The 23,763-nt window shown below is 55.2% G+C and carries 23 protein-coding genes and 4 tRNA genes; 15 read left to right on the top strand and 12 right to left on the bottom strand.

What is annotated here, in order from left to right:
- The first annotated feature begins 90 nt into the window (after nucleotides 1-90).
- The 3 genes from HMPREF2756_RS00925 to HMPREF2756_RS00915 all read left to right on the top strand — a co-directional run bounded on the left by HMPREF2756_RS00925 (nucleotide 91) and on the right by HMPREF2756_RS00915 (nucleotide 1,218).
- A complete protein-coding gene (locus tag HMPREF2756_RS00925; RefSeq protein WP_004005392.1) occupies nucleotides 91-447 on the top strand; it encodes a hypothetical protein in 357 nt (118 codons plus the stop codon).
- Between the two features lie 145 nt (nucleotides 448-592).
- Nucleotides 593-674 (top strand) — tRNA-Tyr (locus HMPREF2756_RS00920).
- Nucleotides 675-852: 178 nt separating this feature from the next.
- Nucleotides 853-1,218 (top strand): thioredoxin family protein, encoded by a 366-nt coding sequence (locus tag HMPREF2756_RS00915; protein WP_004005389.1) that lies wholly within the window; start codon nucleotides 853-855, stop codon nucleotides 1,216-1,218.
- A 101-nt stretch (nucleotides 1,219-1,319) separates the two neighbouring features.
- Here HMPREF2756_RS00915 and HMPREF2756_RS00910 read toward each other — a convergent pair whose 3' ends face one another.
- Nucleotides 1,320-2,459 carry a DNA-3-methyladenine glycosylase family protein gene (locus tag HMPREF2756_RS00910; RefSeq protein ID WP_246825771.1) on the bottom strand — a complete coding sequence of 380 codons (1,140 nt, stop codon included), beginning with the start codon at nucleotides 2,457-2,459 and terminating at the stop codon, nucleotides 1,320-1,322.
- Between the two features lie 219 nt (nucleotides 2,460-2,678).
- Here HMPREF2756_RS00910 and HMPREF2756_RS00905 point away from each other — a divergent pair, with 219 nt between their 5' ends.
- The 5 genes from HMPREF2756_RS00905 to HMPREF2756_RS00885 all read left to right on the top strand — a co-directional run bounded on the left by HMPREF2756_RS00905 (nucleotide 2,679) and on the right by HMPREF2756_RS00885 (nucleotide 7,439).
- Nucleotides 2,679-4,433 carry a DUF2079 domain-containing protein gene (locus HMPREF2756_RS00905; protein ID WP_070617289.1) on the top strand — a complete coding sequence of 585 codons (1,755 nt, stop codon included), beginning with the start codon at nucleotides 2,679-2,681 and terminating at the stop codon, nucleotides 4,431-4,433.
- A 538-nt stretch (nucleotides 4,434-4,971) separates the two neighbouring features.
- Entirely contained in the window at nucleotides 4,972-6,984 is a 2,013-nt protein-coding gene (locus tag HMPREF2756_RS00900) for a DEAD/DEAH box helicase (protein ID WP_371440696.1), read from the top strand.
- A 207-nt stretch (nucleotides 6,985-7,191) separates the two neighbouring features.
- A tRNA-Thr gene (locus HMPREF2756_RS00895) sits at nucleotides 7,192-7,263 on the top strand.
- Between the two features lie 29 nt (nucleotides 7,264-7,292).
- A tRNA-Met gene (locus HMPREF2756_RS00890) sits at nucleotides 7,293-7,366 on the top strand.
- 1 nt (nucleotide 7,367) lies between these two features.
- Nucleotides 7,368-7,439: transfer RNA gene (locus HMPREF2756_RS00885), tRNA-Thr, on the top strand.
- 73 nt (nucleotides 7,440-7,512) lie between these two features.
- Here HMPREF2756_RS00885 and HMPREF2756_RS00880 read toward each other — a convergent pair.
- Nucleotides 7,513-8,451: a cation diffusion facilitator family transporter gene (locus tag HMPREF2756_RS00880; RefSeq protein ID WP_004005385.1), complete on the bottom strand. Its 939-nt coding sequence runs from the start codon at nucleotides 8,449-8,451 to the stop codon at nucleotides 7,513-7,515.
- Nucleotides 8,452-8,620: 169 nt separating this feature from the next.
- Nucleotides 8,621-9,616: an LLM class flavin-dependent oxidoreductase gene (locus tag HMPREF2756_RS00875; RefSeq protein ID WP_048753197.1), complete on the bottom strand. Its 996-nt coding sequence runs from the start codon at nucleotides 9,614-9,616 to the stop codon at nucleotides 8,621-8,623.
- A 121-nt stretch (nucleotides 9,617-9,737) separates the two neighbouring features.
- On the opposite strand from HMPREF2756_RS00875, the gene HMPREF2756_RS00870 reads away from it, so the two are divergent.
- From HMPREF2756_RS00870 to HMPREF2756_RS00850, 5 genes are all read left to right on the top strand, one after another.
- Nucleotides 9,738-10,193, top strand: coding sequence for a MaoC family dehydratase N-terminal domain-containing protein (locus HMPREF2756_RS00870; protein WP_070450932.1), 456 nt, complete (start codon nucleotides 9,738-9,740; stop codon nucleotides 10,191-10,193).
- Nucleotides 10,193-10,654, top strand: a complete 462-nt coding sequence (locus HMPREF2756_RS00865; RefSeq protein WP_070617285.1) for a MaoC family dehydratase — start codon at nucleotides 10,193-10,195, stop codon at nucleotides 10,652-10,654. Before HMPREF2756_RS00870 ends, HMPREF2756_RS00865 begins: the two co-directional genes overlap by 1 nt.
- Before the next feature lie 141 nt (nucleotides 10,655-10,795).
- Nucleotides 10,796-11,905 (top strand): UDP-N-acetylmuramate dehydrogenase, encoded by a 1,110-nt coding sequence (locus HMPREF2756_RS00860; protein WP_070617283.1) that lies wholly within the window; start codon nucleotides 10,796-10,798, stop codon nucleotides 11,903-11,905.
- Nucleotides 11,906-12,103: 198 nt separating this feature from the next.
- Nucleotides 12,104-12,364: a type II toxin-antitoxin system Phd/YefM family antitoxin gene (locus tag HMPREF2756_RS00855; protein WP_048778386.1), complete on the top strand. Its 261-nt coding sequence runs from the start codon at nucleotides 12,104-12,106 to the stop codon at nucleotides 12,362-12,364.
- 2 nt (nucleotides 12,365-12,366) lie between these two features.
- Nucleotides 12,367-12,786 carry a type II toxin-antitoxin system VapC family toxin gene (locus HMPREF2756_RS00850; RefSeq protein WP_070617281.1) on the top strand — a complete coding sequence of 140 codons (420 nt, stop codon included), beginning with the start codon at nucleotides 12,367-12,369 and terminating at the stop codon, nucleotides 12,784-12,786.
- Between the two features lie 95 nt (nucleotides 12,787-12,881).
- Here HMPREF2756_RS00850 and HMPREF2756_RS00845 read toward each other — a convergent pair whose 3' ends face one another.
- Together HMPREF2756_RS00845 and HMPREF2756_RS00840 are read right to left on the bottom strand one after the other, a co-directional pair.
- Complete coding sequence (locus HMPREF2756_RS00845) at nucleotides 12,882-13,418, bottom strand: DUF1697 domain-containing protein (RefSeq protein ID WP_070617279.1); 537 nt, start codon at nucleotides 13,416-13,418, stop codon at nucleotides 12,882-12,884.
- A 3-nt stretch (nucleotides 13,419-13,421) separates the two neighbouring features.
- Nucleotides 13,422-13,859 (bottom strand): MarR family winged helix-turn-helix transcriptional regulator, encoded by a 438-nt coding sequence (locus HMPREF2756_RS00840; protein ID WP_070617277.1) that lies wholly within the window; start codon nucleotides 13,857-13,859, stop codon nucleotides 13,422-13,424.
- A 69-nt stretch (nucleotides 13,860-13,928) separates the two neighbouring features.
- Here HMPREF2756_RS00840 and HMPREF2756_RS00835 point away from each other — a divergent pair, with 69 nt between their 5' ends.
- On the top strand, nucleotides 13,929-14,435 hold the full coding sequence (locus HMPREF2756_RS00835; RefSeq protein WP_083301638.1) for a DUF1453 family protein: 507 nt from the start codon (nucleotides 13,929-13,931) through the stop codon (nucleotides 14,433-14,435).
- Nucleotides 14,436-14,458: 23 nt separating this feature from the next.
- Here HMPREF2756_RS00835 and HMPREF2756_RS00830 read toward each other — a convergent pair whose 3' ends face one another.
- The 3 genes from HMPREF2756_RS00830 to HMPREF2756_RS00820 all read right to left on the bottom strand — a co-directional run bounded on the left by HMPREF2756_RS00830 (nucleotide 14,459) and on the right by HMPREF2756_RS00820 (nucleotide 19,054).
- Nucleotides 14,459-16,177 carry a hypothetical protein gene (locus tag HMPREF2756_RS00830; RefSeq protein WP_070617275.1) on the bottom strand — a complete coding sequence of 573 codons (1,719 nt, stop codon included), beginning with the start codon at nucleotides 16,175-16,177 and terminating at the stop codon, nucleotides 14,459-14,461.
- A 308-nt stretch (nucleotides 16,178-16,485) separates the two neighbouring features.
- Nucleotides 16,486-17,814, bottom strand: a complete 1,329-nt coding sequence (locus HMPREF2756_RS00825) for an MFS transporter (RefSeq protein WP_070617273.1) — start codon at nucleotides 17,812-17,814, stop codon at nucleotides 16,486-16,488.
- Between the two features lie 427 nt (nucleotides 17,815-18,241).
- Nucleotides 18,242-19,054, bottom strand: coding sequence for a hypothetical protein (locus HMPREF2756_RS00820; protein ID WP_013397678.1), 813 nt, complete (start codon nucleotides 19,052-19,054; stop codon nucleotides 18,242-18,244).
- A 278-nt stretch (nucleotides 19,055-19,332) separates the two neighbouring features.
- On the opposite strand from HMPREF2756_RS00820, the gene HMPREF2756_RS00815 reads away from it, so the two are divergent.
- Nucleotides 19,333-19,677, top strand: a complete 345-nt coding sequence (locus tag HMPREF2756_RS00815; protein ID WP_070617271.1) for a PGPGW domain-containing protein — start codon at nucleotides 19,333-19,335, stop codon at nucleotides 19,675-19,677.
- Between the two features lie 245 nt (nucleotides 19,678-19,922).
- Here HMPREF2756_RS00815 and asd read toward each other — a convergent pair whose 3' ends face one another.
- The 4 genes from asd to HMPREF2756_RS00795 all read right to left on the bottom strand — a co-directional run bounded on the left by asd (nucleotide 19,923) and on the right by HMPREF2756_RS00795 (nucleotide 23,722).
- Nucleotides 19,923-21,062, bottom strand: coding sequence for an aspartate-semialdehyde dehydrogenase (gene asd / locus HMPREF2756_RS00810; protein ID WP_070617269.1), 1,140 nt, complete (start codon nucleotides 21,060-21,062; stop codon nucleotides 19,923-19,925).
- A 211-nt stretch (nucleotides 21,063-21,273) separates the two neighbouring features.
- Nucleotides 21,274-21,960 (bottom strand): dihydrofolate reductase, encoded by a 687-nt coding sequence (locus tag HMPREF2756_RS00805; protein WP_070617267.1) that lies wholly within the window; start codon nucleotides 21,958-21,960, stop codon nucleotides 21,274-21,276.
- Between the two features lie 8 nt (nucleotides 21,961-21,968).
- On the bottom strand, nucleotides 21,969-22,877 hold the full coding sequence (locus HMPREF2756_RS00800) for a thymidylate synthase (RefSeq protein WP_070617750.1): 909 nt from the start codon (nucleotides 22,875-22,877) through the stop codon (nucleotides 21,969-21,971).
- A 248-nt stretch (nucleotides 22,878-23,125) separates the two neighbouring features.
- Entirely contained in the window at nucleotides 23,126-23,722 is a 597-nt protein-coding gene (locus tag HMPREF2756_RS00795; RefSeq protein WP_070617265.1) for a hypothetical protein, read from the bottom strand.
- Nucleotides 23,723-23,763: the final 41 nt, after the last annotated feature.

Genomic DNA, 23,763 nt, shown 5'->3' with positions numbered 1-23,763 from the left:
TACCTGTTTTCTGTTGCGCTCACAGATAATTTTCAGGTTCTTTGATGCGTTTCTCAGCTGTTGTTAACCTTGAACATCCAGAATGGAAACATGGCTACACAATACTCGTCAACGACTGGCAGCGTGAATCGCGAAGAAGCTCGCGATGCTGAAACCCTGCTGTTCCTTGACCTCTACAGTTCGATTGGTTCTGAACCTGAGAACATCCCTGAGGCAGAGCGGGTGGACGCGGTTCAGAGCGAAGACTCTTCGGATGTTGTTGAGCCTCCTGCCTTCGAGGGAATCGGCTCAACGCTGACAGATCCCAAACTCGTTGCCCGCTTCGAGGGAGTGCGGCGCGATCTTGCTCGTGAGATTCGAAGTGAGATGTGCACAGTTGAACAGGCGCTACGCTATCTTGAGCATTTGGAAATTACGCTTCTGATGGAGCAGGACGGCGACCTGTAAACTCGCCTGAAAAACAGCCTCCGAAAACGAAAAACAGCCCAAAAAGTTGTATTCGTCACAAAGCTAGGCTCTGGCTTCACAAGTTCATTAAAAACCTGTACAGTAGTCTCTGTTCGCTTGAGCGAACTTCTAGCCTAGCTAGTTCGGCAGATTACCCGAGCGGCCAAAGGGGGCTGACTGTAAATCAGCTGGCACAGCCTACGGGGGTTCGAATCCCTCATCTGCCACCCTAAAAAGAACCCGGTTACTTCGGTAGCCGGGTTCTTTGCATGTGGTACCTTCGCGCACCCGCTAAAAATGCCCGCTCACGGCAAAAAGACAGGGTTTATGACGCGCTTTAAACTATTTGTTAGTCTGTGAGTGAAAAATTAGCGCAATGTACGTGCAGGGTGTAGCGTTATCTCCATGGCTACTATTGAAATCACCCAGCAGAACCTTACCTCGACTGTCGAGGGCAACGATATCGTATTCCTCGATTTCTGGGCAGACTGGTGCGGTCCCTGCAAGCAGTTCGCTCCCGTCTACGAGGCAGCCTCCGAGAAGTACAGCGATATCGTCTTCGGCAAGGTGGATACCGAGGATCAGAGTCAGCTGGCACAGGCCGCAGGCATTACCTCCATTCCCACCATTATGGGTTTCCGCGGCGGTATTCTCGTCTTCTCCCAGCCCGGCGCGCTCAACGAGTCCCAGTTCGAGCAGGTGATTACTTCGATCCGCGAACTCGATATGGATAAGGTTCGTGAAGAAATGGCAACTGCAGAGCAGAACTAGCCATTTCATCATAGAGATAGTTAGGTGATAAACCCGCCCGGTGAAGGGCAGTTTATACGTGTGGAGTCGGTACTTTTTACGGTACCGGCTCCACACGCATATTAAAAATCCCGGTAATCCGGAATACTGATACGCGCACCATACCGGGGCTTGCGAATGCCCGCCTCCTGAATAAGGCGCACAACTCGCTGCCGGTGACCGGCGTAAGGGGCAAGCAGACGGAGCATTCCGGCATCGTCGGTGCGTTCTCCTGTAAAAGCAAACCCCACTGTATGCGCTAAGTGGTAGTCGCCCACGCTGACAGCATCTGGATGCCCGCAGAAACCTTGAAGAGTTTCCGCCACCGACCAGGGGCCAACTCCCGGAATATCGTCGAGAGCCGCCGCAAGGTGCGCGATACGACCGGTTGCCCCAAGGCGTTTGAGCGCATCGGCACGTTGGGTAAAACGGTAAACCGTGCTGTATCGGGCGGAATCTACTCGCGCACGATGCCAATCCCATGAGGGAATTGTGGCTAGAACCTGAGCGGTAGGGTATATCCGCAGGTAAGGAGGCTGTGCCGGATTGCCGCTGAAGGGCGCGGACTCGCCGTATCGCCTGACAATCCAGCGCAGTGCGTCAAAAGCCTCCGGCTGGGTCACCCGCTGTTCTAAGATTGCTACCAACATATGCCGGGTGAGCTGTCCGGATGCGCTTAGCCGCAGCCCCGGATTATCACGATAAGCACGCCGAATTTTCAGTGGCAGATGCTCAAAAGCGGGAAGCTTCGCAAACTCTTCTCGGGGATCGTGCAGGCCCAGCCACGCGGGCATAAGGGAGGCAAAGTCTTCAAGCTCGCTGTAGACCTGTTCGGTAGGGAATGCATCGTCGGGTGTAGCGGGGGAGGACTCCGCCCACAGGCAAACCTGAACCGGAGCATTCAGCGCAGAGGTTGCGCCCTCGAAACGACGGGTAAAGTACAGGGTCGCGGGCAGCTGCAGGGACGGCGTGTGCGCCCCGGTCCACAGGGTATCGTCCGCCGCGTGTGAGCGCTCAGAACGCGGGGCGCGCAGACGGCAAAAAGTCGGATCGGTCGGGCCGCGCTGTAAACGACCGAGTGTCTGCCCTACATGCACCGGAACGTGTGGGTAAATAAGAGCCTGTACCCCTACCGTGATGCGCGCCGTCAGTGCTGAGGTGCGCATCGGTAAACGGGAAAGCTCGATGCGGTATGCGTCATCAGGTACGGATTCGGTGGGCACAGCATCCTTAGTGTGTCGGCTAGAAAATATACGCGTGAGATATATCTTGAGTTAACTGCGTAAAGAAGGCGCAGATCTCGGGATAACGTTTAATAATAGGATACCCTGAGTAGTAACTATATATTTCACAGGTGAGCGGGCGCACCGGCGACGTAGCGTGACTTAAGAACGTGTGTGCTTGCCACCGGGCACCAAACACAACAAACACGAGGAAAACGCATGGCGGCTGAGGTGAGTGCACCCGACTCGGAACCTACCGAGAAATCGGCGAAAACTTCTGCATCACAACATACCGGGGCACATCGTTCGGTGACCGCGGGCAGAGTACTGGTGGCGATTATGCTTGCCCTAGCGGTTTTTGCTCTCTATTGCTATTACTCCGTTCAGCAGCTTAAGCACTGGATTACCCCTTCATGGGATCTTGCGATTTTCACGCAGATGGCGCAGGCATATTCGCATTTTGACATGCCAATTGTGCAGATTAAAGGAACCGATTTTAACCTGTGGGGCGATCATTTTCATCCTATTCTGGTGCTCTTAGGGCCTGTATATGCGGTTTTCCCTTCGCCGCTGATGCTCTTGGTGGTTCAGAATTTTATGATTGCTGCCAGCGTCTATATGATGGTGCGGTTTACGCAGCGGGCGTGTGCCTTCTCCTCAAATACCAAACCCGAACCTGTGGGAACTTTCGTGGGTGTTCTTCTGGGTGCTGCCTTCGCCCTCAGCTACGGTGTGCAGCAGGCGGTGGCTGCGCAGTTCCATGAGGTTGCCTTCGCTCTGCCGTTCTTGTGTGGGGCGCTGGGTAACCTGGTGCTTGCCGGTCGCATCAACGCTGATGAACGCTCCCGCTATATTATTCGCGCCTGCCTGTGGGCGGCACCGCTTGCCTTCGTCAAAGAAGATATGGGCGTTACTGCCGCGATGATCGGTATTGTCGCATTCATCCGAACTGGGTGGATACGCAAAGGGCTCGACGAACTCTTCCCCCAGAATCCTGAGGGTAAACCGCTGCCGCGGGGTGAGCGCATCCGCAACACCTTTAATTCCTGGGTGAAAACGCGGGGTGCCGCTGAATCAACCATGCTGATACTCTGGGGTCTCTTCTGGTCTTATGCAGCGGTTGCGCTTATTCTTCCGCTCTTTAACGCCAACGGGCAGTTCGATTACGGCGATAAGGTTGATGTATACGGCGCTTTCGCAGATCCGCTCGGTTCTGCGATCACCATCTTTAACTATGACCAGAAGGTCTGGACGATTCTGCTGCTGCTTTTCTGCGGCGCTATTATCTGGGTTGCGAGCCCGTTCGCTATCGTCATTCTGCCCACGCTCCTATGGCGTTTGCTCTCAAATACGGAGGCGTACTGGCTGAGCACCTGGCACTACTCGCTCGTGCTGATGCCCGTGGCGTTCCTCGCTCTTCTAGAGGTTATCCTCAACTTGCGGTACGGGAAGGTGCTGGCGCATCCTAAGCCGCTTGCGGAAGACGAAGAATCAGAGGATGAACCGGCAGAAACCGGGGATAAACCCATCGGATGGGTAGAGAATCTTCGCCAGTCCGTCCGCCGTGTTCCGCTCTGGTTCTTCCCGGCGGTTGCGCTGCTGGTCTCGGTGATTCCGACCGTTACGCCCACGTCCGACCAGCCGCTTGCCGATTTGACCAAGTCTTCGTTCACCAGCAACCGGCTGACGGCCTCCGAAACGAGCCGTATGCAGGCTGTTGAGGCGGTACCGCAGGATGTAAGCGTTGCGGCAGACCTCTCGACCCTCACCCAGCTGATTCCGGGGCGAACCGTCTACTGGATTGGGCATGCGGGAGAACCGGCACCCGACTACGTGGTGATCGATAAGCGCGGCTCAGCGTGGGGAGGTAACCCGCCCCAAAACACCGCACAGTATGCTGCTGACCGTTATGGGCACCCCTATGCGCAGGTGGGTACTTACGGTTCCCTTGAGGTCGTGCGTAAAATATCTTAGGCGTACCCATCCCACCGCCCTGCGTGCTGCATTCCGCAAGCGCGCAGTAGTATGGGGAAATAGCCTTGCACATCCATGTTTCCATGACCTGAAGGGGCTATTTTGCTTAGAAACCGCGGCGAAAAACCGGGGTTTGCGCGCATCCGGCGCGTTGCCGCACCAAAGTAGGGTACACTTATAAATACGGGTACCCCCGATACAGGTCTTGTGCGCCCCAACCGGTCGAATCGGTTACTAACCTCATTCTTGGCGCCGAACTCAAAATCACCGAACTCAGTATGCTATGCCGCCTCGTGGCGTCAATACACATCGCACCTCATTCCAGATGTGCCGAGACTTGCGTGTCACCGAGAAATTCAAGACCAACCCCCAGCGTAGAGAAATCCTATCCCTGAGTGCCTCCGCCTTACCGGATGCCCGGGTTGTGTTGTCTTGCTCGCCTGACAATAAGGCGCGCAGAATGTGGCTGGAATGTGTAGGGGAATCCGAACGGCGCCGAAAAGCGTGCGCCCGAACACCCCAGCAAAATGAGGAAAAAGTGACTGAAAATATTCCTGCCGAAAACGCTGAACAAGGCGCTACGCTCGGCAATACCGAAGAGACCTTATCTGTAGAAAAAACCGTTGAAGAATCTTCCCTAGAAACCGGTGAAAAACTCGCGAACGAAAAAGCAGACGCTGCAGAAAGCATGACAGCAGAGCCTAGAGAAGACAACGCGGCCACTAAGAAGAATACTGAAGACAATACTCACGAAAGCCCCGAAGAAGAAGGCACCCGATTCACCGACCTGGGGCTAGACCCCCGAGTGCTCTCCGCACTCGAAGAAGTCGGCTACGAGAAACCTTCCCCCATCCAGGAACAGACCATCCCGCTGCTGCTGGACGGCAAGGACGTGGTGGGTCTGGCGCAGACCGGTACCGGCAAAACCGCAGCCTTCGCGCTGCCCGCGCTCTCCCGCATGGCAGAACTTGCCGATATCAACGGCGTTTCCCGAGACACCCAGGTGCTTGTACTTGCCCCCACCCGTGAGCTCGCCCTGCAGGTTGCCGAGGCCTTCTCCTCCTACGCAACCCACATGGAAGACTTCACTGTGCTTCCCATCTACGGCGGCTCACCCTACGGACCCCAGCTTGCCGGACTGCGCCGCGGCGCACAGGTAGTCGTCGGCACCCCCGGGCGTGTGATCGACCACCTCGAAAAGGGCTCGCTCGACCTCTCAAACCTGCAATACCTGGTACTGGATGAGGCCGACGAAATGCTGCGCATGGGCTTCGCCGAAGACGTAGAAACCATTCTCGAAGGTACCCCGGACGCCAAACAGGTGGCACTCTTCTCAGCCACCATGCCCAACTCGATCCGCAAAATCGCTCAGCAATACCTCAACGACCCCACCGAGGTGCGCGTCAAAACCAAGACCACCACCGGGGCGAACATCCGCCAGCGCTACATGCAGGTCATGCACTCCCACAAACTTGACGCCATGACCCGCGTGCTCGAAGTCGAAAACTACGACGGCATTATCGTCTTCGTGCGCACCAAAAAAGAAACCGAAGAAGTAGCCGATAAACTCAAAGCACGCGGTTTCCAAGCGGCAGCTATTAACGGCGACATTCCCCAACAGCTGCGCGAACGCACCGTGGATGCGCTGCGCGACGGACGCATCGACATTCTCGTAGCAACCGACGTAGCCGCCCGCGGACTGGATGTTGAACGCATCTCCCTCGTGGTGAACTACGATATTCCGCACGACACCGAATCCTATGTGCACCGCATCGGGCGTACCGGTCGAGCCGGACGCGACGGCGAAGCGATACTCTTCGTAACTCCGCGCGAAAAATACATGCTGCGGCAGATCGAAAAGGCAACCCGTCAAAAGGTTGAGCCAATGCATATGCCCACCGCGCAAGACGTGAACAGCAGCCGTAAACAGCGCTTCGCCGAGCAGATCACCGAAACGATCGAAACGGAAGACCTAAACTTCTTCCGCAAGATCATCGAAGACTATGAAAACGAGCACGACACCACGGCAGAAGACATTGCCGCCGCGCTCGCCGTCATTGCACAGCAAGGTCGCGCCTTCTTCCTCGATGAAAACGACGATATTGCCCGTAAATCCCGCGCTTTCGCCGACGACACCAAGGACCGCGGCAAACGCGGGCCCAAGAAGGGGCGAAACCACAGCGACGAAGGCATGGTGAACTACAAACTCAACGTGGGCCGCGCCTCTCGGGTTAAAGCCTCTGCCATTGTGGGCGCGCTTGCAAACGAGGGCGGTATTAAGGGCTCACAGATCGGCTCGATCGATATTCGCCAGCACTTCACGATCGTGGGTCTTCCCGAAGACCTGCCCAAGGGTTTCTTCGATCGTCTGCGTGATACCAAGATTGCCGGTGAGTTCATCAACATCCGTAAGGATCGGGGGCCTCAGGGAGGCGGTGGCCGCAGTTTCCGCCGCAACGATCGCCGCGATGGCGGGTTCCGGTCCCGTCGCGATGATCACCGTGGTGGTCGGGATGATCGCCGCGGAAAGTCACACGGTAAACGCTACTAGTCTGTGAAAGTTAGCCGTAAAATAAGGCGTTTCGTTATTTCATAAAAGCGGGATGCGCCCGCCGGTATTGTGGACGGAAAAACCGGTGGGCGCATCCGCGAATAAACGGTGTAAAAACGCCTATTTTTAGGGCTAAAACAAAGTGTCACAGAACACCTAACCCTTATTTGCGCGGGTGGTTTAGGATACTGTAAACTTTTATCTGTTGCCCCGATAGCTCAGTGGTAGAGCGCCATCTTGGTAAGATGGAGGTCCCGGGATCGATTCCCGGTCGGGGCTCTCGCATTGGCCTGCAAGGTTGATGTTCTGGCGGTGTAGCTCAGCTGGTTAGAGCGCACGACTCATAATCGTGAGGTCGACGGATCGAGCCCGTCCACCGCTACGCCCCGATAGCTCAGTGGTAGAGCGCCATCTTGGTAAGATGGAGGTCCCGGGATCGATTCCCGGTCGGGGCTCAGCTAAGCCTGTCTCGTATGAGGCAGGCTTTTTTGTTTGTGCCTTTCGGGTGGCTAAATGGGTCACACGTATCTAAGGGTGTTGGGTCTCTTCGGGTTCTGTCTGCCCGAAAAGCGCATTCTCAAGCTGGAAGGTCGAGTGGCTAATAGATACCTCGAAATGCTCGGATACGCAGGTTCGGGCTTGCCGCAAGATTTCCAGGGCCTCACCATTCGTGAAGCATTTATCGGCGATAACGATATGAGCGGTCAGTACGGGCAGACCCGTTGCTATGGTTGAGGCATGTATATCGTGAACCTCATGTACACCCGGCACGGTCAATATATGGCGACGCACTTCTTCAAGATCCAGCCCTTGGGGAGAGAACTCCATCAGTACACCGGTGGTCTCACGCATGAGCTTTGCCGCGCGAGGAACAATTAGCGCCGCAATGAATAAGCCCGCAATGGCATCGGCCTGCATGAAGCCGGTGAAGACTATAACGAGTGAAGAGACGATGACGCCCACGGAACCAAGTGCATCGTTGAGGACTTCAAGGAACGCAGCGCGCATATTAAAGTTCGCATCACGGCGCCCAGAAAGCACCATGATTCCGGCAATATTTGCCGCCAAACCAATGACGCCGAAGAGCAAAAGTTCGGAAGCCGGTACCTCTGGAGGCTCGAAGAGACGATGAATCCCTTCAAAGGCCGCATAAAGACCGACCGCCATCAGTAAGGTGGCTTGGGCGAGTGCTGCAAGAACTTCGATGCGTCGGAATCCCCAGGTTCGTTGTGCCGTTGCGGGCTTCAGCGCGAGAGTCGCCGCTATCAAAGCGACTAGCAGTCCGGAGGCATCGGTGAGCGCGTGCGCCGTATCGGTAAGAAGGGCGAGACTGCCCGTCATAAGAGATCCGACGAACTGGATTACGACAATCGCTGCAGCAAGCCCAAAGGCGAGTGCAATTCGCGGACGCAGGTCTGGGTTCTGGGAACGGGTGCGGGCAGAAGAATACTGGTCTTCCGAGCTCATGAGCGTACCTTTTGTTGTTCTGGCATGTCTTGGTGTGGGGAAGGGGCTTACCAATAATATATAAAAGTTATTTTATATATCTAGGGTAAAGCCTCATAAACCTTATGCCAAGACATGCCAGAAGTATGTGGTAAATCGCTCAGAAGAGGTGAGATAAATCCTCGTTAGTCTAATTGGTTTTCTGGAAAATCGGCAGCTCCGAAAGCAATTCGTAGCTTCGAATGCGGTCTTCAAACTCCCACGGCGTGCTCGTGATAATCACTTCGTCTGCACCGGTGCGGGCAACCAAATCTTCGAGCTTGCTCTGAACCGTTTGCGGGGAACCGACCACCGCCTCCTGAAGCATTGAGGAGATATGCCGTTTCTCGGCAGGACTCCACAGCTTTTCCATATCGTCGACTGGCGGAGAAAACTGCGGACGCCCGCGAATAATCCCTAGGGCGTGCTGTTGCGCAGTCGTGAAAAGATGCTGCGCCTGCTCATCCGTTTCGGCAACCAGCGACCCTGCGCCCACAATAACGTAGGGTTTATCCAGGGTTTGAGACGGGGTGAAGTTATTGCGGTAGACATTGAGCGCATCCTGCAGGGCAGCCGGGGCGAAGTGTGAAGCAAACGAGAACGGCAGACCCAGCTTAGCCGCCAAAGAAGCCCCGAAAGTTGATGACCCCAGAATATAGAGCGGCACATTGGACCCTTGCCCGGGGATAGCGTGCACGCGGCGCATGGGGGAGGGCTCACCCAGATACCGCTGAATCTCTTCTACCTCGGCGGGGAAATTCATAGCTGCAGAATTATCGCGACGAAGCGCCTGCGCGGTCATAGGGTCGGTACCGGGTGCGCGGCCCAAACCCAGATCAATGCGCCCGGGATGGAACGCCTCTAAGGTGCCAAACTGTTCTGCCACTACATAGGGGGCGTGGTTGGGGAGCATAATGCCGCCCGAACCCACCCGGATGCGCTCGGTTGCGGCAGCGAGCTCTGCCATCACCACGACCGTCGCCGAAGACAGCAGCGAACCCGCGTTATGATGCTCGGCAACCCAGAAACGGTTGAACCCAAAACGCTCAGCCGCCTGCGCCGCCTGAACCGTCTTGCGCATGGTCTGCGCGTGAGAATCATCGGGGCGCGTGGGCATAAGATCAAGAACCGAGAACGGGATAGACATGATGGCTCCTTTCAGAACGAGAAAAAGTACCCTTTCAGTCTACGCTCCCTATGCTCATGGATACCTTCATGTTCGCGGTAAGCGGCGGCAGCTACGGTACCAACCCGATAGACTGGTGGGTATGAGTATTAACCCTGACATTGTGGGTCGCGTGTACCCCGCCGAGGGCACCTACGTCGTCGGTCGCGAGAAGATCCGGGAATTTGCCCGCGCCGTACACGCCGAAAACCCTCTGCATCATGACGTTGAGGCGGCACGCGCCGCAGGCTACGCAGACCTGATCGCCCCGCCCACCTTCGCTATCATCTTGTCCCAAGCAGCCGATGCCGCACTGATCGGCGATAAATCTGCGGGCATTGATTTCTCTCGTGTGGTGCACGCCGACCAGCGCTTTACGCATCACCGCCCCATCGTGGCGGGGGACGAATTGCGCACCGAAGTTCATGTGGATTCCGTGCGTGTGATGGGTGCGGGCGCCATGCTCACCACCCGCGAAGAAATCACCGATGCCGACGGAAACCCCGTTACCACCTGTATCTCATCCCTGCTGGTACGTACCGACGAGGAGGGCGAATAATGTCCGTAAACTTTGCAGAACTCGAAAAAGGGCAAGAGATCGGCACCCGAACCGTTGAGATTGCGCGTGCATCGCTGGTGCGGTATGCGGGCGCATCCGGTGACTTCAACCCGATTCACTGGAACGAGCGTTTTGCCCAGTCCGTGGGGCTTTCCGGCGTGATCGCGCACGGTATGCTCACGATGGGCACCGCCGTGCAGCTGGTGAGCGATTGGGCGGGCGATCCGGGTGCAATCGTGGACTACCAGACTCGCTTTACTAAGCCTGTTCCGGTTGCGGATGCGCCCGGCGGCGGCAACCCGGACACCCCCACGAATGCGCTGACGATCACCGGCAAGGTAGGCGCCATGGATGAGGATGCGCGCACGGCTCGCATCGACCTCACCGTTACCGCTGACGACGGTGAGGGCAGTCAGCAGAAGGTTCTGATGAAGACTCAGGCCGTGGTGAAATTTGCCTAGCCCACGCGCTTACAATCGATACTCTGTGTGATTGTGCGTTGTTGAGTTATGGCAGACCCGCTCTGACTACGGGGTGGGCCTGCCATAAGGTTTAGCTGACCCTAACGGAATAAAACGTGACAGACCGGTATTCTTAAAGACATGACTGAAAAGCTGCTGAGTGAGATCACTACCGCCCAAGTTGGCGGCCCTGCCCGCACATACATCCGCGCTACGACTGAAGCCGAGATTGTCGAGGCCGTTTCCTCCGCCGATGCCGCCAACGAACCCGTGCTGATCGTGGGCGGCGGCTCAAACCTGCTGGTTTCTGATGCCGGGTTTGACGGTACCGTTGTGCATATTGCATCCACCGGGGTTGAGGAGCTGCCTATTCCCGCATGTGGCGGCGCGAATGTGCGCGTGCAGGCGGGTACCGTGTGGGATGATTTCGTGCAGTTGAGCATTGAAAAAGAATGGTCTGGCCCGGCGGCACTGTCAGGTATTCCCGGGACCGTGGGTGCAACCCCCGTGCAGAATGTCGGCGCCTACGGGGTGGAGGTTAGCGAGTTCATTGCGTCCGTGCGCACCTGGGACCGCGAGACGGGAAAGTTCAAGACTTTTGCGAACGCCGATCTGCGTTTCGGCTACCGCGATTCAATCCTGAAGCAAAACATGGTGAACGGTTCACCGCGCTATGTGGTGCTGACCGTGGATTTCCAGTTCACGCTCGGCAGCCTGTCTTCACCTATTAAGTATGGGGAACTGGCGAAGGGCTTGGGTGTGCAGGTGGGGAAGCGTGCCGAATCCGCGCTGGTGCGGGATAAGGTTCTGGCGCTGCGTGCCTCCAAGGGGATGGTGCTGGATGCCTCCGACCGCGATACCTTCTCGACCGGCTCGTTCTTCACTAACCCGATTGTGCCGGTATCTGTGCTTGATTCTTTGCCTGAGGATGCGCCGCGCTTCCCGGTAGTAACGCGCACCGGAGTGTTCGGAACCGAGCAGCAGGAGAGCGAGGAGCATGTGAAGCTCTCCGCCGCCTGGCTGATTCAGCACGCCGGGTTCGAGAAAGGCTTCGGGCTCGAAGGCGATGCGCGCGAGATTGCGGGTGGTCGCGCCTCGCTCTCGACCAAGCATACGCTGGCGATTACGAACCGTGGGGATGCCAGCGCTGAGGATATTTTCGCGATCGCCCGGGCGGTACGTGCCGGTGTTGCCGAGAAATTCGGGATCGAGTTGGTGCCCGAGCCGGTTGTGGTGAACGGGAAGATTTAGAGCTCTCTAGCCCTGTTATTCCCTGCGATTCCCGTGGACAGATAAGTATTTTGACGAACAGATAACGGATTGTTATCTGCTCGTCAAAATCCTATCTGCTCGCGGTTTGTTGGGTCTGTAAGTTCAGAAGTTTTCTTGCCATTCTCAAAGGCTTAGCCTATGCTTTGTAGATATATCACTACATAAGGAGTTGCTGTTATGACCGTGATGACCAGTCGAGAATTCAATCAACACGTCAGTCAAGCCCAAAAGGCTGCACAGTCTGACCCTGTCATTATTACCAATCGGGGTGAACCTGCATACGTGCTCATGACCTATACCGAGTATGAGAAGACTTTGCAGTCTAAATCCGTTCGGAGTGGTTTGGACGCTTTGATGCCACTCGACGCCGCCGATATTGAATTAGAACTACAGCCGCGCAGCCGTGCCCAGCGTCGTCCCGTAGATTTTGAGGATTAGCCGTGTATTTGCTTGATACGAATATCCTCAGTGAAACCCGGAAGATAAGAACGGGTAAGGCTAATCAGGGTGTGATCGATTGGCTCGCTGACACACCTGAGCATTTACTATATGTCAATGCTGTGGTGCTGATGGAAGTAGAACGAGGCATTTTGGCGAAAGAACGTAAAGACCCGCAACAGGGCGAGGTTCTGCGTCAGTGGTTTGAGCATGTAGTAAAGCCTACTTTTGTGGAGCGCACTTTCGTTGTGGATGAAAATACAGCACGAATTTGCGCTAAACTTCATATCCCTGACCACGCACCCGAAAACGATGCGTGGGTTGCTGCCTCTGCTATTCAACATAATCTGGTGTTGGTCACGCGTAATACTGATGATTTTGCCCGCACAGGCGTGAGACTGCTGAATCCATTCCAAGAATAGTTACGGCAGTGTATTTATTTATATTCGCGAGCAGATAAGATTTTGAGAGCAGATAACAATCCGCTATCTGCTCGCGGTTTAGCGGGATGGCGTTGTTAATCCAGCAGGTCTAGGATCTTGTTGCAGGTTTTAGCATTGCGCAGGGTCAGCTGGTTTGCGAAGGCTTTCTTCGACATGAGTTTGCCGTACTGCGTTTTCTTGTAGTCGGGCGTGCTGTAGTTGCCGAAGTAGACGGCGCAGGTTCCTATGTGAAGCACCTCGTCGGGAACATCCAGCGTTTCGAGCTCGGCAGCGAGCGCATCGCGATCAGCATCAGTGGTGAAAAACATGGCGTCCAGGCGCGGCATATCCTCGTTCCACCACTCGGGCAGGTTGTGCGCATCCGCGCGGTATTCGTCAGCGGTGAGAAGCGAGAATGGAATCTCAAAATCGTAATGCTCCGCCAGCAGCTCGGTAATCTCCCGCGCCACGGTGATTTTATCCCGCGAACTCACAAATAGCAGGTTCCCCGAATTGATATAGCTTGTGACGTTCTCGTACCCCAGCGCAGCCAGCCGCTTCTTCAGCGCGGGCATTGACACCTTACGCAGCTTCCCCAGGTTAACGCTCCTGAGTAAAAGAATGTACTGCATATGCTATGACTCGCTTCTTGAGTCTGCGCTGAGCAGGGTAAAAATGTGGTCGAGGTGTTGTGTGACATCCGCTATCTGATGTTCCGACAGGCTCGGATAAAGTCGATGTATAGCTTGGCGAATGGCTTCATCGGGGTTTATAGACTTGATGTCTTGCAGTAGCTGAGGGCTTGCCTGAAGCGTCTTGCGGCGCTGATCTTGAGAGTCGGTACTGACCGTAACCGCACCTTCTGTGACCATGGCATTAACCATTGTCGAAACACGGCTCTGTGCTAGGTGGGTGCGCTCTGCTACCTGGTTGATAGTCGTGTTGGGGTGCTGCACAATATCCTCAAACACCATCGCTTCACTTGGATGTACCGACATATGGGTAAGTGACCCAGCCGTGATAGTAATATCGCGCAGCATGCGTGCAAGTTGATACAGTTCCCCCAGAGTCATAATTCCAGTATAAAAGGTGAGATTCAGGCTTAAATATATCTGCTAAGATATATCTGTGGAGATATATTTATGACGCTGATAGATATTTTGATTTCTTGTGCCCTGATGATGTTGGTCCTACGGCAAATTAGAGGGCGAAAACTCACAATTTTTAGCCTCATCTGGCCAATACTTCTCGTCGGATGGGCTGTTATTGAATATATGACGGGCTTCCCCCTGCATAACAACGGGTGGATGCTCATCATTGGATGCATAACGATCGGGCTAATTCTCGGCGTGGCGTGCGGTATGACGACGGCAGTATATACACAGAACCGCCAGATATATGCGCGTGCAGGCGGCTGGGCTGTCGTTTTCTGGCTGATCGGGATGAGCGGACGTCTTGTTTTTGGCTTATATGCAGAACATGGTGGGGCGGAACAGATTTATCGATTTTCTCTCGACTGCTCCATTCCTATGGACGCATGGGCCAGCGCCCTTATCATGATGGCTCTCTGCGAGGTTATGAGCCGCACCTTTGTACTAGCGTGGAAACTAATTCATGCACGCCAAGCTCTGCCTGCTGCCGCATCATGATGCTGCACTTAGCACATCTGACCTTACTCTTTCGTAGCAGTGGAAGCCTCGTAAAACCACGGCACCGCTGCATCGTCTTCATTCTCCTGTGAGGGTACGCCGGGGGCAACCGGAAGATGCGGAATCAGCAGATCCACCTCGTCGCGGCGCAGAATCTCGGGGTCGGTTACCGCAGGCACGAACCCGGGAACCCGATCCCAGCTCCAGTAGTAGAATTTCTCGGGTGAGCTCCACGCGATCGTGCTGAACCCGCCGCTGGAGTTCTCATCAAACTGATCTTTGACCCGCGCCTCATACAGGTACGGTGCCCGCTGACCGGTTGTCGGATCCACCCCGTACCAGATGCGCGTGATGAGCGCCCGCAGCATGGTTTCACCCGTATTGACGTGCACCGACGAGACCTGGCCGTAATCATCGTAGAGAACCTTTCCTTCGCCCGGGGCGAGTACGGGCGGCTCGGTTCCCAGAGAATCCACAATATGCCCCACCAAGGCTTCAATATAGGCGCCGCGCCCGGGGACCTCATCGCGAAGCTCCCAGACCAGGTTTCCTTCCGCCTCTAGGGTCGCGACGGCGCACACCTCCCAGTCGGTGGCACGCCACGGGGTCAGATGCTCCGCCACAAACACCAAACGGTTATTCCAACGGCGCATGACGAGCGTAAAATCTACGCCAAACCAGGGCCGCGCATGATTCAAGTTAGGCATAATCCCCGAGATAGGCATTAGCTCGGCGTAGGTATCGTGGTCGCCCTTCATGGAATCCCAATCGGGTTCGCAGGCGTCCAGATACATTCTGAAGGGGGCGCTTTGCGGGCTTTGAATTAAAAACTCCCCGGAAACGAGCCTCTGCCACGGATACTGGGCGCCACGAACATCCTCACCCTGCTGAACCGTCATAGGCCAAGGCGTAAAGACCGCACCATACTCTGAGGCGGGCGGGTAGGAACGGGCGACCTGCCGGTAGGGCGCCGTCGGCAGATGGGGGAGTATGCGGCGCACATACTCGGGAATATTTTCCCCAGTCTCTGGGGGATAGATGAGAGGGTCGGTGTGTTCGAGAGTGTAGCGCGCATCCTCGGTCGGAACGCTCCACGCCAGCTGCGCCGGAGGGCGGCAGTAGCTCAAAACCGTTGCCCGGTAGTCGGTCGTCACGTCAAGGTATGTTCGAGAACTGTAGTCGGTAACGTACACCAGCCGAATAATATCGTCACCCTGGCGCATATGGTATGAATAGTAATGCTTGTCTTCGTTCAGGTCTAGGAACTCACCGTCCTCAAGCGCCGTATGCTCAACGCTGAGGCTGCGGTACAGTGCCATGAAGACCGCCTCAATATAGACCGAACGCTGCGGGTCATCATCGTGCTGTTCCCAGTGAAAAGCGAAATTACGATCCACCCGGGCGCGCGCGTACATGCGGTCAGAGGGCTCTTGCCAGGCCAGAAAAACGTGCGCCGTGAAGTAAAGATAATCCTCATCAGCTTCGAAACTAAACGTGATATTGCCTGAGAAATACGTGTACCGATGCACCAGATCGCCCCTAAACCGATGCGGGTTTTCGGGGTCGAAAGGGTAGGGGTTCAGCTCCGCCATCAGGTGAAATTCCGAACCGATATAGTGCAGCACCCCGGATCCCAGATACTCAGCAGGATGCCTGCCTGCGACCGGTTCACCGTTCTCAAGCGGCGCGGGCGTGTGGGCACTTGGCCAGGGAATATAGGTGACTGCGGGGGTTTCTGCCATGCCGCGCTCCTTGAGGTTGATGTCTAGACCGTTCTATCTCACCTGAGATACGCACTGAGCCCCACCCTGTACACCATCATGAGGCGGCAACACGCGATGTTTAGTCATCATAACGTATCGGCACCTGGAAATACGTCAGCGCCTCATGGTGTGTGTCTGCGGTGTGCCCCGCGGATTATGCACCCTCCCCTTGCCTTCTGTGACTCTATGAGCACCTGATAAACAAAGAAAAAGCCGAGAAGGTGAGAGATTCCCACCTTCTCGGCACACTATGTTTCACACTATTCCTGCGTTGGAGGTTTTAGCAGCTAGAGCGATTTCCCGCGCTTTTCGGGCAGGGCGAAGGTGGTTATTGCCGCGAGAAGGAACGCCGCCGCGAAAACAGCGAACAGTACCCCGGTGCCGCCGAAAGAGATGAGCGGCGGAACGATAAGCGGCGCCAGAATTGATGCGATGCGCCCCAGCCCGGCCGCCGTGCCGGTGCCGGTGCCGCGCAGCCGGGTGGGGAATGCTTCCGGGCTAATGGCGTAGAGCGCGCCCCATGCGCCCAGGTTGAAGAACGAGAGGAAGCACCCACTGAGGATAATGTAGAAATCCGAATGTGAGAGGCCGTAACACACCGCCGCGCCCGCCGAACCAGCCAAAAATACGGCGAGGGTGGCTCGGCGCCCCCACTTCTCAATCAGGTAGGCGGCCACTGCATAGCCGGGCAGCTGCGCCAAGGTCATAATCAGGGTAAACGCGAAGGACTTCACTAGGCTGAAACCCTGTGCGCTCAGCAGTGAGGGTATCCAGATAAACGCCCCGTAATATGAGAGGTTAATGCAGAACCATACGGTACACAGCGCCAGCGTGCGTTTACGCAGCGGCGCCGACCAGATGGAGGTTGCCTCCTGGGCGTCGTTGGCAGGAGTCTCAGGTGTATTGTCACGGTCGGTTTCATTCGCGTGAGTTCGTGTGCTGAGGGCCGCGGAGCTCTCAAATTCGGCAACCACACGTTCTGCCTCGTCAGTGCGCCCTTTCGACTCTAAGAACCGCACGGATTCGGGTGTTCCCCAACGAATAATCAGCGAATACAGTGCCGGGATCACGCCGATAGCAAGCGCCCACCGCCAGCCGTTTGGGTTCGGCACAACAAAGGTGCCGATAAGCGCCGCAAGAATCCATCCGAGCGCCCAAAACGCCTCCAAAATAACGACCACGCGACCGCGAATAGCGCGCGGCGAAAATTCCGACATCAGCGTGGATGCGACCGGCAGCTCAGCCCCGAGCCCCAGCCCCACGATAAATCGGAAAACCATCAAAACGGCTAGTGAACCGGCGAGTGCGGATGCGCCCGTCGCCAAACCGTAGACGAGCAGCGTTGCGGCGAAAATGTAGCGTCGTCCAAAACGGTCGGCGAGAAGCCCGCCGACGGTAGCGCCCAGAGCCATACCTAAAAAGCCGATGGAGCCTAGCCAGCTTGTTTCGGTGGGGGAGAGCGCCCACTGTTTGGTCAGTGCCGCCATGATGAAGGAGATCAGCCCAACATCCATGGCGTCGAGCGCCCAGCCGATACCGGTGACGCCCAAGAGCTTGGTGTGTTTCTTAGTAAAGGGGAGAGTTTCTAGTCGTGCTGTCAGAGAGGTCTTTGCCATGAGGAGCCTAAGATAATGCGGAAGTATTGATGAGGGTTAGGTACCTAAAGGGGAATTTTGTTCCCGTGTCTATAGTTTACATCAACATAAGGTAGTAATGACCTAAACATGTCATATAAAGTCTTAAACCCTCTGAGAGTCCCGGGAAATATAGTGTTCGCCCGCAGGCAGCACAGCACTGTCTAGCCGCGAGAACCTGGCGATACGCCCGAAAACGGCGCGAATACAGGCCATGCGGTCGTGATTCGTATCGACAATATCTCACGCCAGCAGAGGAGCCTGGGGTGTATTATCGGCATCTCGGGTGGAGGCAGGATGCGGTACCGCATCCTGCGAAACCTGACAGTGTGCCAGCACCTCACGGCCCACGGGCAGGCCATCACGTATCTAATACCGATTGGATATGCGGGGTGAGACCCGCAGTAACCTACGAGTGTCCCTGTGTATAGGCGGGCGCAGCGGGCAGATGCTCTAAGATGGCGCGCACATCGGCGGGGATCTTGGCGCCAATGACCGGATCAACAGTCAAAACGTTGTAGGCGTTGTGCCAGTAGCGTGCATCTTCTAGAGGGACGCTCCAGATGAGTCGGGCACTGGGATAGACGGTACCGCGTATAACAGCGCTGTAATCGGTTTCCGTGAGAACTCGCACGGGGTCATTCGTGTGTGCCTTAACATCAATCGCGCGAAGAACACGATCGCCGCAGCATAGGTGAGCGGAGTCCAGAATATTCCTCTCATTCATAAACTCCATATACTCGCCCTCGGCAAGAATGGGGGGCATCTTGAACATGCTTGCGTGAATGGTGTTGATAACGGTTTCGATAAATTCCATGCGCAAGGGGTCGGAATCGCGCAGAGTCCAGCTTAGGTTCAAATCTTTGTCAACAATTGCTACAGCATATTGATGATCGCGATTTTGCCAAATAGTATCAGAGGATACCGCAAACTGTAATTCATCATGAAATGCTCGATAATAAAACTGTAAATCTTGTGCAATATAAATATTGCTAAAAATAAGATCGGCGTAAAACTGGTATCCCGGAGGGTATCCGGGTTTAAAAAGGGGAGGAACGATGTATAAATCAACGTAATTATCATCGCTCGTTTCAAGATGCAGCTTACCGGGATGCAAATATTCTGCCGGATGCGCACCCGGCTCTGGCTTTCCATCAATCAGGGGTCGGGCATGGGGAACCGGCCAGAGTGTAAATTCTGTTGTATAGGAAAGTTTTTCCATGATTCTCTCTGCGTGTGTAGAGGTGCATTTCCTTAATATGAGGTAAAAGGTCTAAAAATAGAAGACATTGCCATATTGTTATCAAATATTTATAAACCTTGTCCGCTATTAGGGTGTTGTGATAACAATACTATAATCTTTTGGCGCCGCGATAGTGAGGGTGTCATAAAAGATATTTTTTACGATGTTAGGCTATCAGGGAGTTCCCAGGCGCGGGTGCTAGGCTGTTGATGTATCGTGTACGCACAGGTGAGAGCCGCCCTGAGAAGAGGTGATGTGTGAAAACCTTAGAGGATGAAGTTACAGAGAGTGAAACCAGCAAGTTTCACCTGTGGCTAGAGAAAAAGAAAGCTTGGATGCACGCTCACCCGGTGCTGAAACATCTCTACAAGCCTCTTGTGATTGCCGTAGGCGGCTTCTGTTTCATTGCCGGTCTGATTATGCTTGTCACACCTGGCCCCGGCTGGCTGTTTATCTTTATCGGTTTGGGAATCTGGGGAACCGAGTTCGCATGGGCGCATCGTCTGAATCAGCGACTCAAAAAGCTAGTAATTTCACTCTGGCACCGCTACGTAGCCTGGCGTGAAAAACGAAAAGCCCAGAAGGCTGCGCGTAAAGCATAGCCTGAAAGACGTACCTGTCTACTTTGAACCTGTGCCCCCGCATCCTGATTGAGGATGCGGGGGCACAGGCTTATCCGCTAGGTTCGGGGCAACCAGAAACCCTATTCACCAAGAGGCGCGGGTACAGGCAACGTTTTGCTCATTCCCACGCATATCGTTCAAAGCTTGTGGGCTAGGCTCAACATACGTAGGCGCGGCACCGTTCTTACGGCACCGCGCCCACGAGTTACTTTGAGAAGGCTACTTTAGAGCTTTCCGACCGCGATCTTGAGCATGCGGCGCACCGGCTCGGCGGCACCCCACAGCAGCTGGTCACCCACCGTAAAAGCACTAATGTACTGCGGACCCATCGCCAACTTGCGGATGCGCCCCACCGGAATATTCAGCGAGCCGGAAGCGGCGACCGGAGTCAGCCCCTCCATCGTGGCATCCTTAGTATTCGGCACCACCTGGGCCCACTGGTTATCTTCAGCGATAATGCGCTCAATCTCGGCAACCGGCAGGTCTTCGGTCAGCTTCATGGTGAGCGCCTGAGAATGCGAACGCATTGCCGCGATACGCACACACAAACCGTCCATAATCACACGGTCATCGCCCTCAAGACCCAAAATTTTGTTGGTCTCGGCATCAGACTTCCATTCCTCGCGGGACTGCCCATTGCCCAGGTCAGAGTCAATCCACGGGATTAGCGAGCCGGAAAGCGGAACCCCGAACTGCGCGGTATCCAGCTCACCCGAACGCTGCTTAGCGAGCACCTTACGGTCAATCTCCAGGATCGCCGCTGCCGGATCGTTAAGCTCGGCAGACACCTCATTGCCGAGGTCGCGGAACTGCCCCAGAACCTCGCGCATATGACGGGCGCCGCCTCCCGAAGCCGCCTGATAGGTCATCGAGGTGGTCCATTCCACCAGACCCTGTTTGAAGAGGCCGCCCAGCCCCATAAGCAGGCATGAGACGGTGCAGTTGCCGCCAATAAAATCTTTCACACCGGATTCGAGCCCGCGGTCAATCACATCACGGTTAATGGGGTCGAGCACGATAATGGCATCATCGTTCATGCGCAGGGCAGAAGCGGCATCAATCCACAGGCCCTCCCAGCCGGACTCGCGCAGCTTCGGGTGAACCTCTTTCGTGTAGTCACCGCCCTGTGCGGTCACAATAATCTTATGCTGGCGAAGCTCATTCAGATCGTACGCATCCTTCAGCGTAGAAGGTTCAAGCGTGCCGTCGAAGGTGGGGGCTTCACCGCCCACATTGGAGGTTGTGAAAAAAACGGGAGGAATATCGTTGAAATCGTTCTCTTCAAGCATGCGCTTCATCAACACGGAACCAACCATGCCGCGCCAACCTACAAAACCTACTGAGTCACCGGGATTAAAATTCATAATTTCTAGTCTACCCCGTGTGCCACATATCGCGTGGAACAGCGTCATAACCCCTAGTCAGTATGGGGAAAAACCAGGTGAAGCGCGAGGAGCGTGATGGGCTCTGGCGTAAGACGTTGCGAGGTGAACGAATGTACCCCAGACAAACGAGACTACATCTTGCCGTTCGCACAGGCGAACGTTGTTGTAGGGAATTTCCGCGCCAGGTACATCAGAGGCGGGCTAAGGTCTGAAACGAGTAGTACATGGGATTTTTCCCGCCTGAAGCATCCAGCAGGTAGCCGCGCTCGCTCTTCTCCCAAGCGCTTTCACCCAGGATGCGCCATCGCGCCGGTTCGTCCGCAGCCATAAATCCTTCTACCGCGAGTTCGGGGGCGTAGGTATCACCCGTAATCTCGTTACCTTCCTGACAATAGAAGAATGTGCGTTCGATAATCTCGACGCGACCAAAGGAAGGTAAATCCTCGCGGGAAAGCGCCTCCGCATAGACGGAGCCGCCGCCAATGATCCAGGCAGTAACTCGCTGGTGCGCCGCATCTGAGTGCTGGGTAGTGTTGGGTGTTAAAGGCGTGTTGTCCGCGAGGGTGAGAGCCGCATCCAGCGACGGAACCCAAAGCGCGCCATCGCGTTTAAGAGGCGCGGCTGAATCGCTCGTAATACTGCGGCTGATGACGATATTGGTGCGCTCAGGCAACGGTCGAAAACGCGGTGGAAAAGACTCCCAGGTGCGCCGCCCCATGATGACGGGCTTACCCATGGTGACGGTTTTGAAATGCGCAAGGTCTTCGGGGGCACGCCAGGGCATGGTGCCGTCGCGCCCAATAATACCCGCATCGGTCTGCGCCCAAATAGCGCCGAGGCACGGTTGTGCGGGGGAGGGGGATTCATCTTCACGCATCGATTGTCCTAAACCGCGATGGGGGCAGAAATCCCCGGATGATGCTTATAATCGATGAGCTCAAAGTCTTCATACTCGTAATCAAAAATAGAAGGTTTCTTCGTTTTGATAACGAGTTTGGGGTACGGGTAGGGTTCACGCGGGGGATATGGGTTACCTTCGGGGTCGTTGCCGTAACCGAGCTGCTTTTTCACCTGTTCTAGGTGGTTGGAGTAGATATGGCAGTCGCCGCCCGTCCATATGAACTCGCCGGGTTCCATGCCGACCTCGTGGGCGATCAGGTAGGTCAGCAGGGCGTAGGAGGCGATATTGAAGGGTACACCCAAGAACATGTCGGCGCTGCGCTGGTACAGCTGGCACGACAGTTCCTTCACACCGTCAGGGCGCTCGTGCACGTAAAACTGGAACATGGCGTGGCAGGGCGGCAGTGCCATCTCATCAACCTCGGCGGGGTTCCATGCCGAGACAATGTGGCGGCGTGACGACGGGTTCGTTTTGAGAGATTCGATCACTTTCGCGATCTGGTCGATGGTGCCGCCGTCGGGGGTGGGCCAGGAGCGCCACTGCACCCCGTAGACCGGGCCGAGATCACCATTTTCGTCAGCCCATTCATCCCATATAGTCACGCCGCGTTCCTGCAGCCAACGTATGTTTGAGGAGCCGCGCAGGAACCACAGAAGCTCGACCGCCACCGATTTGAAGTGCACACGCTTGGTAGTAATCTGGGGGAAAGAGTTACGCAGATCGAAGCGCATCTGCCGCCCAAATACGCCGAACGTGCCGGTGCCCGTGCGGTCTTTGCGCTGAGCATCGGCGGCAATAGCATCACGGTTCTCATCAAGAATTTCGCGCAGCAGATCCTCATAGGGGGTTGGGATGCTCTGCTGACCAGAGGCGTGATGCGCGGGTGCGGACATGCTCATGGTGACTCCTGGACGGGTCGATACGGCTCAAGGGGAAAATACCAGATTTCAATTGTACGAGAATTAGACACTTGATTGAGCCTATACATGCTAGGGGCGGAACAAGAGTTGTTTCATATTCTGAAAAGGCATCTTAGGGTGTAGGTTAGGGTTAGTTACTAGAGCCAGCCCAGCATTTTTTAGAAGGATTTTCGGCGGGACAGAAAAGTAAACGCTTTCCTCCGTAGTATCTTTGCTGGTTGCTAGTCCCAGCTCCTGAAAATCTCTAGGCGACGCTCAACGAGGGGCGGGTATTCTGCTCCTGGGTTATCCTCGTCGAAGCTTTCGATAATAGTGGCGTGGCCTTCAAAATATTCCACGACCTGATCAAGGTGGTTCCGAGACACCTCCATACCATAAAGTACATGCGGTGGATCGTAGTCTCCATTCCCATACCAAGAATGCCGATACCGTAAGTCATTATCCGCACTTTGCAGAATCTGCGCCATCCACTTTGCCTGCAAGTATTCAGGGCCTTTATCCTCTCGGAATAACGCGTCATACTCCCGCAACACCACGAAAACTCCCTGACTCAAATCCAACCAATGCAAATCTTCCATGTACTCATAGATTAGATTTACTGGATCATCAGGCATTCCATAAGGATATTCAATAGGCCTTAAAAGCTCCTTAAAATATTCATTCTCGATCCTTGCCTGGACAAGAGCAGAGCAAGAAAACTCAATAATTTTCCACCCTTGCTTTCGTAGCAGCTCTAGTTGCCGATCTAAGACGTTATCTTCCTTTACATACACAACTGGGAAGAAGCTGTTGCCGTACCCGTCGTCGTAGTATCCCATAAATTGGTTACTCCTTGGCTATCAGTGCGTTGTTAGCTGTT

Origin of the sequence: Rothia sp. HMSC067H10, from assembly GCF_001810635.1 — a bacterium.
GTDB classification, from domain to species: Bacteria; Actinomycetota; Actinomycetes; order Actinomycetales; family Micrococcaceae; genus Rothia; species Rothia dentocariosa.
This window is presented reverse-complemented; position numbering and strand designations above follow the sequence as displayed.

Coding starts and splice junctions, on each gene's coding strand:
- HMPREF2756_RS00840 (WP_070617277.1), bottom strand. CDS start 13,859: ATGACTCTGGGGGAACTGTATCAACTTGCACGCATGCTGCGCGATATT.
- HMPREF2756_RS00825 (WP_070617273.1), bottom strand. CDS start 17,814: ATGGCAAAGACCTCTCTGACAGCACGACTAGAAACTCTCCCCTTTACT.
- HMPREF2756_RS00800 (WP_070617750.1), bottom strand. CDS start 22,877: ATGTCCGCACCCGCGCATCACGCCTCTGGTCAGCAGAGCATCCCAACC.
- HMPREF2756_RS00880 (WP_004005385.1), bottom strand. CDS start 8,451: ATGAGCTCGGAAGACCAGTATTCTTCTGCCCGCACCCGTTCCCAGAAC.
- HMPREF2756_RS00830 (WP_070617275.1), bottom strand. CDS start 16,177: ATGGCAGAAACCCCCGCAGTCACCTATATTCCCTGGCCAAGTGCCCAC.
- asd (WP_070617269.1), bottom strand. CDS start 21,062: ATGAATTTTAATCCCGGTGACTCAGTAGGTTTTGTAGGTTGGCGCGGC.
- HMPREF2756_RS00865 (WP_070617285.1), top strand. CDS start 10,193: ATGTCCGTAAACTTTGCAGAACTCGAAAAAGGGCAAGAGATCGGCACC.
- HMPREF2756_RS00860 (WP_070617283.1), top strand. CDS start 10,796: ATGACTGAAAAGCTGCTGAGTGAGATCACTACCGCCCAAGTTGGCGGC.
- HMPREF2756_RS00925 (WP_004005392.1), top strand. CDS start 91: ATGGCTACACAATACTCGTCAACGACTGGCAGCGTGAATCGCGAAGAA.
- HMPREF2756_RS00870 (WP_070450932.1), top strand. CDS start 9,738: ATGAGTATTAACCCTGACATTGTGGGTCGCGTGTACCCCGCCGAGGGC.
- HMPREF2756_RS00820 (WP_013397678.1), bottom strand. CDS start 19,054: ATGGAAAAACTTTCCTATACAACAGAATTTACACTCTGGCCGGTTCCC.
- HMPREF2756_RS00795 (WP_070617265.1), bottom strand. CDS start 23,722: ATGGGATACTACGACGACGGGTACGGCAACAGCTTCTTCCCAGTTGTG.
- HMPREF2756_RS00915 (WP_004005389.1), top strand. CDS start 853: ATGGCTACTATTGAAATCACCCAGCAGAACCTTACCTCGACTGTCGAG.
- HMPREF2756_RS00875 (WP_048753197.1), bottom strand. CDS start 9,616: ATGTCTATCCCGTTCTCGGTTCTTGATCTTATGCCCACGCGCCCCGAT.
- HMPREF2756_RS00835 (WP_083301638.1), top strand. CDS start 13,929: ATGACGCTGATAGATATTTTGATTTCTTGTGCCCTGATGATGTTGGTC.
- HMPREF2756_RS00805 (WP_070617267.1), bottom strand. CDS start 21,960: ATGCGTGAAGATGAATCCCCCTCCCCCGCACAACCGTGCCTCGGCGCT.
- HMPREF2756_RS00905 (WP_070617289.1), top strand. CDS start 2,679: ATGGCGGCTGAGGTGAGTGCACCCGACTCGGAACCTACCGAGAAATCG.
- HMPREF2756_RS00855 (WP_048778386.1), top strand. CDS start 12,104: ATGACCGTGATGACCAGTCGAGAATTCAATCAACACGTCAGTCAAGCC.
- HMPREF2756_RS00845 (WP_070617279.1), bottom strand. CDS start 13,418: ATGCAGTACATTCTTTTACTCAGGAGCGTTAACCTGGGGAAGCTGCGT.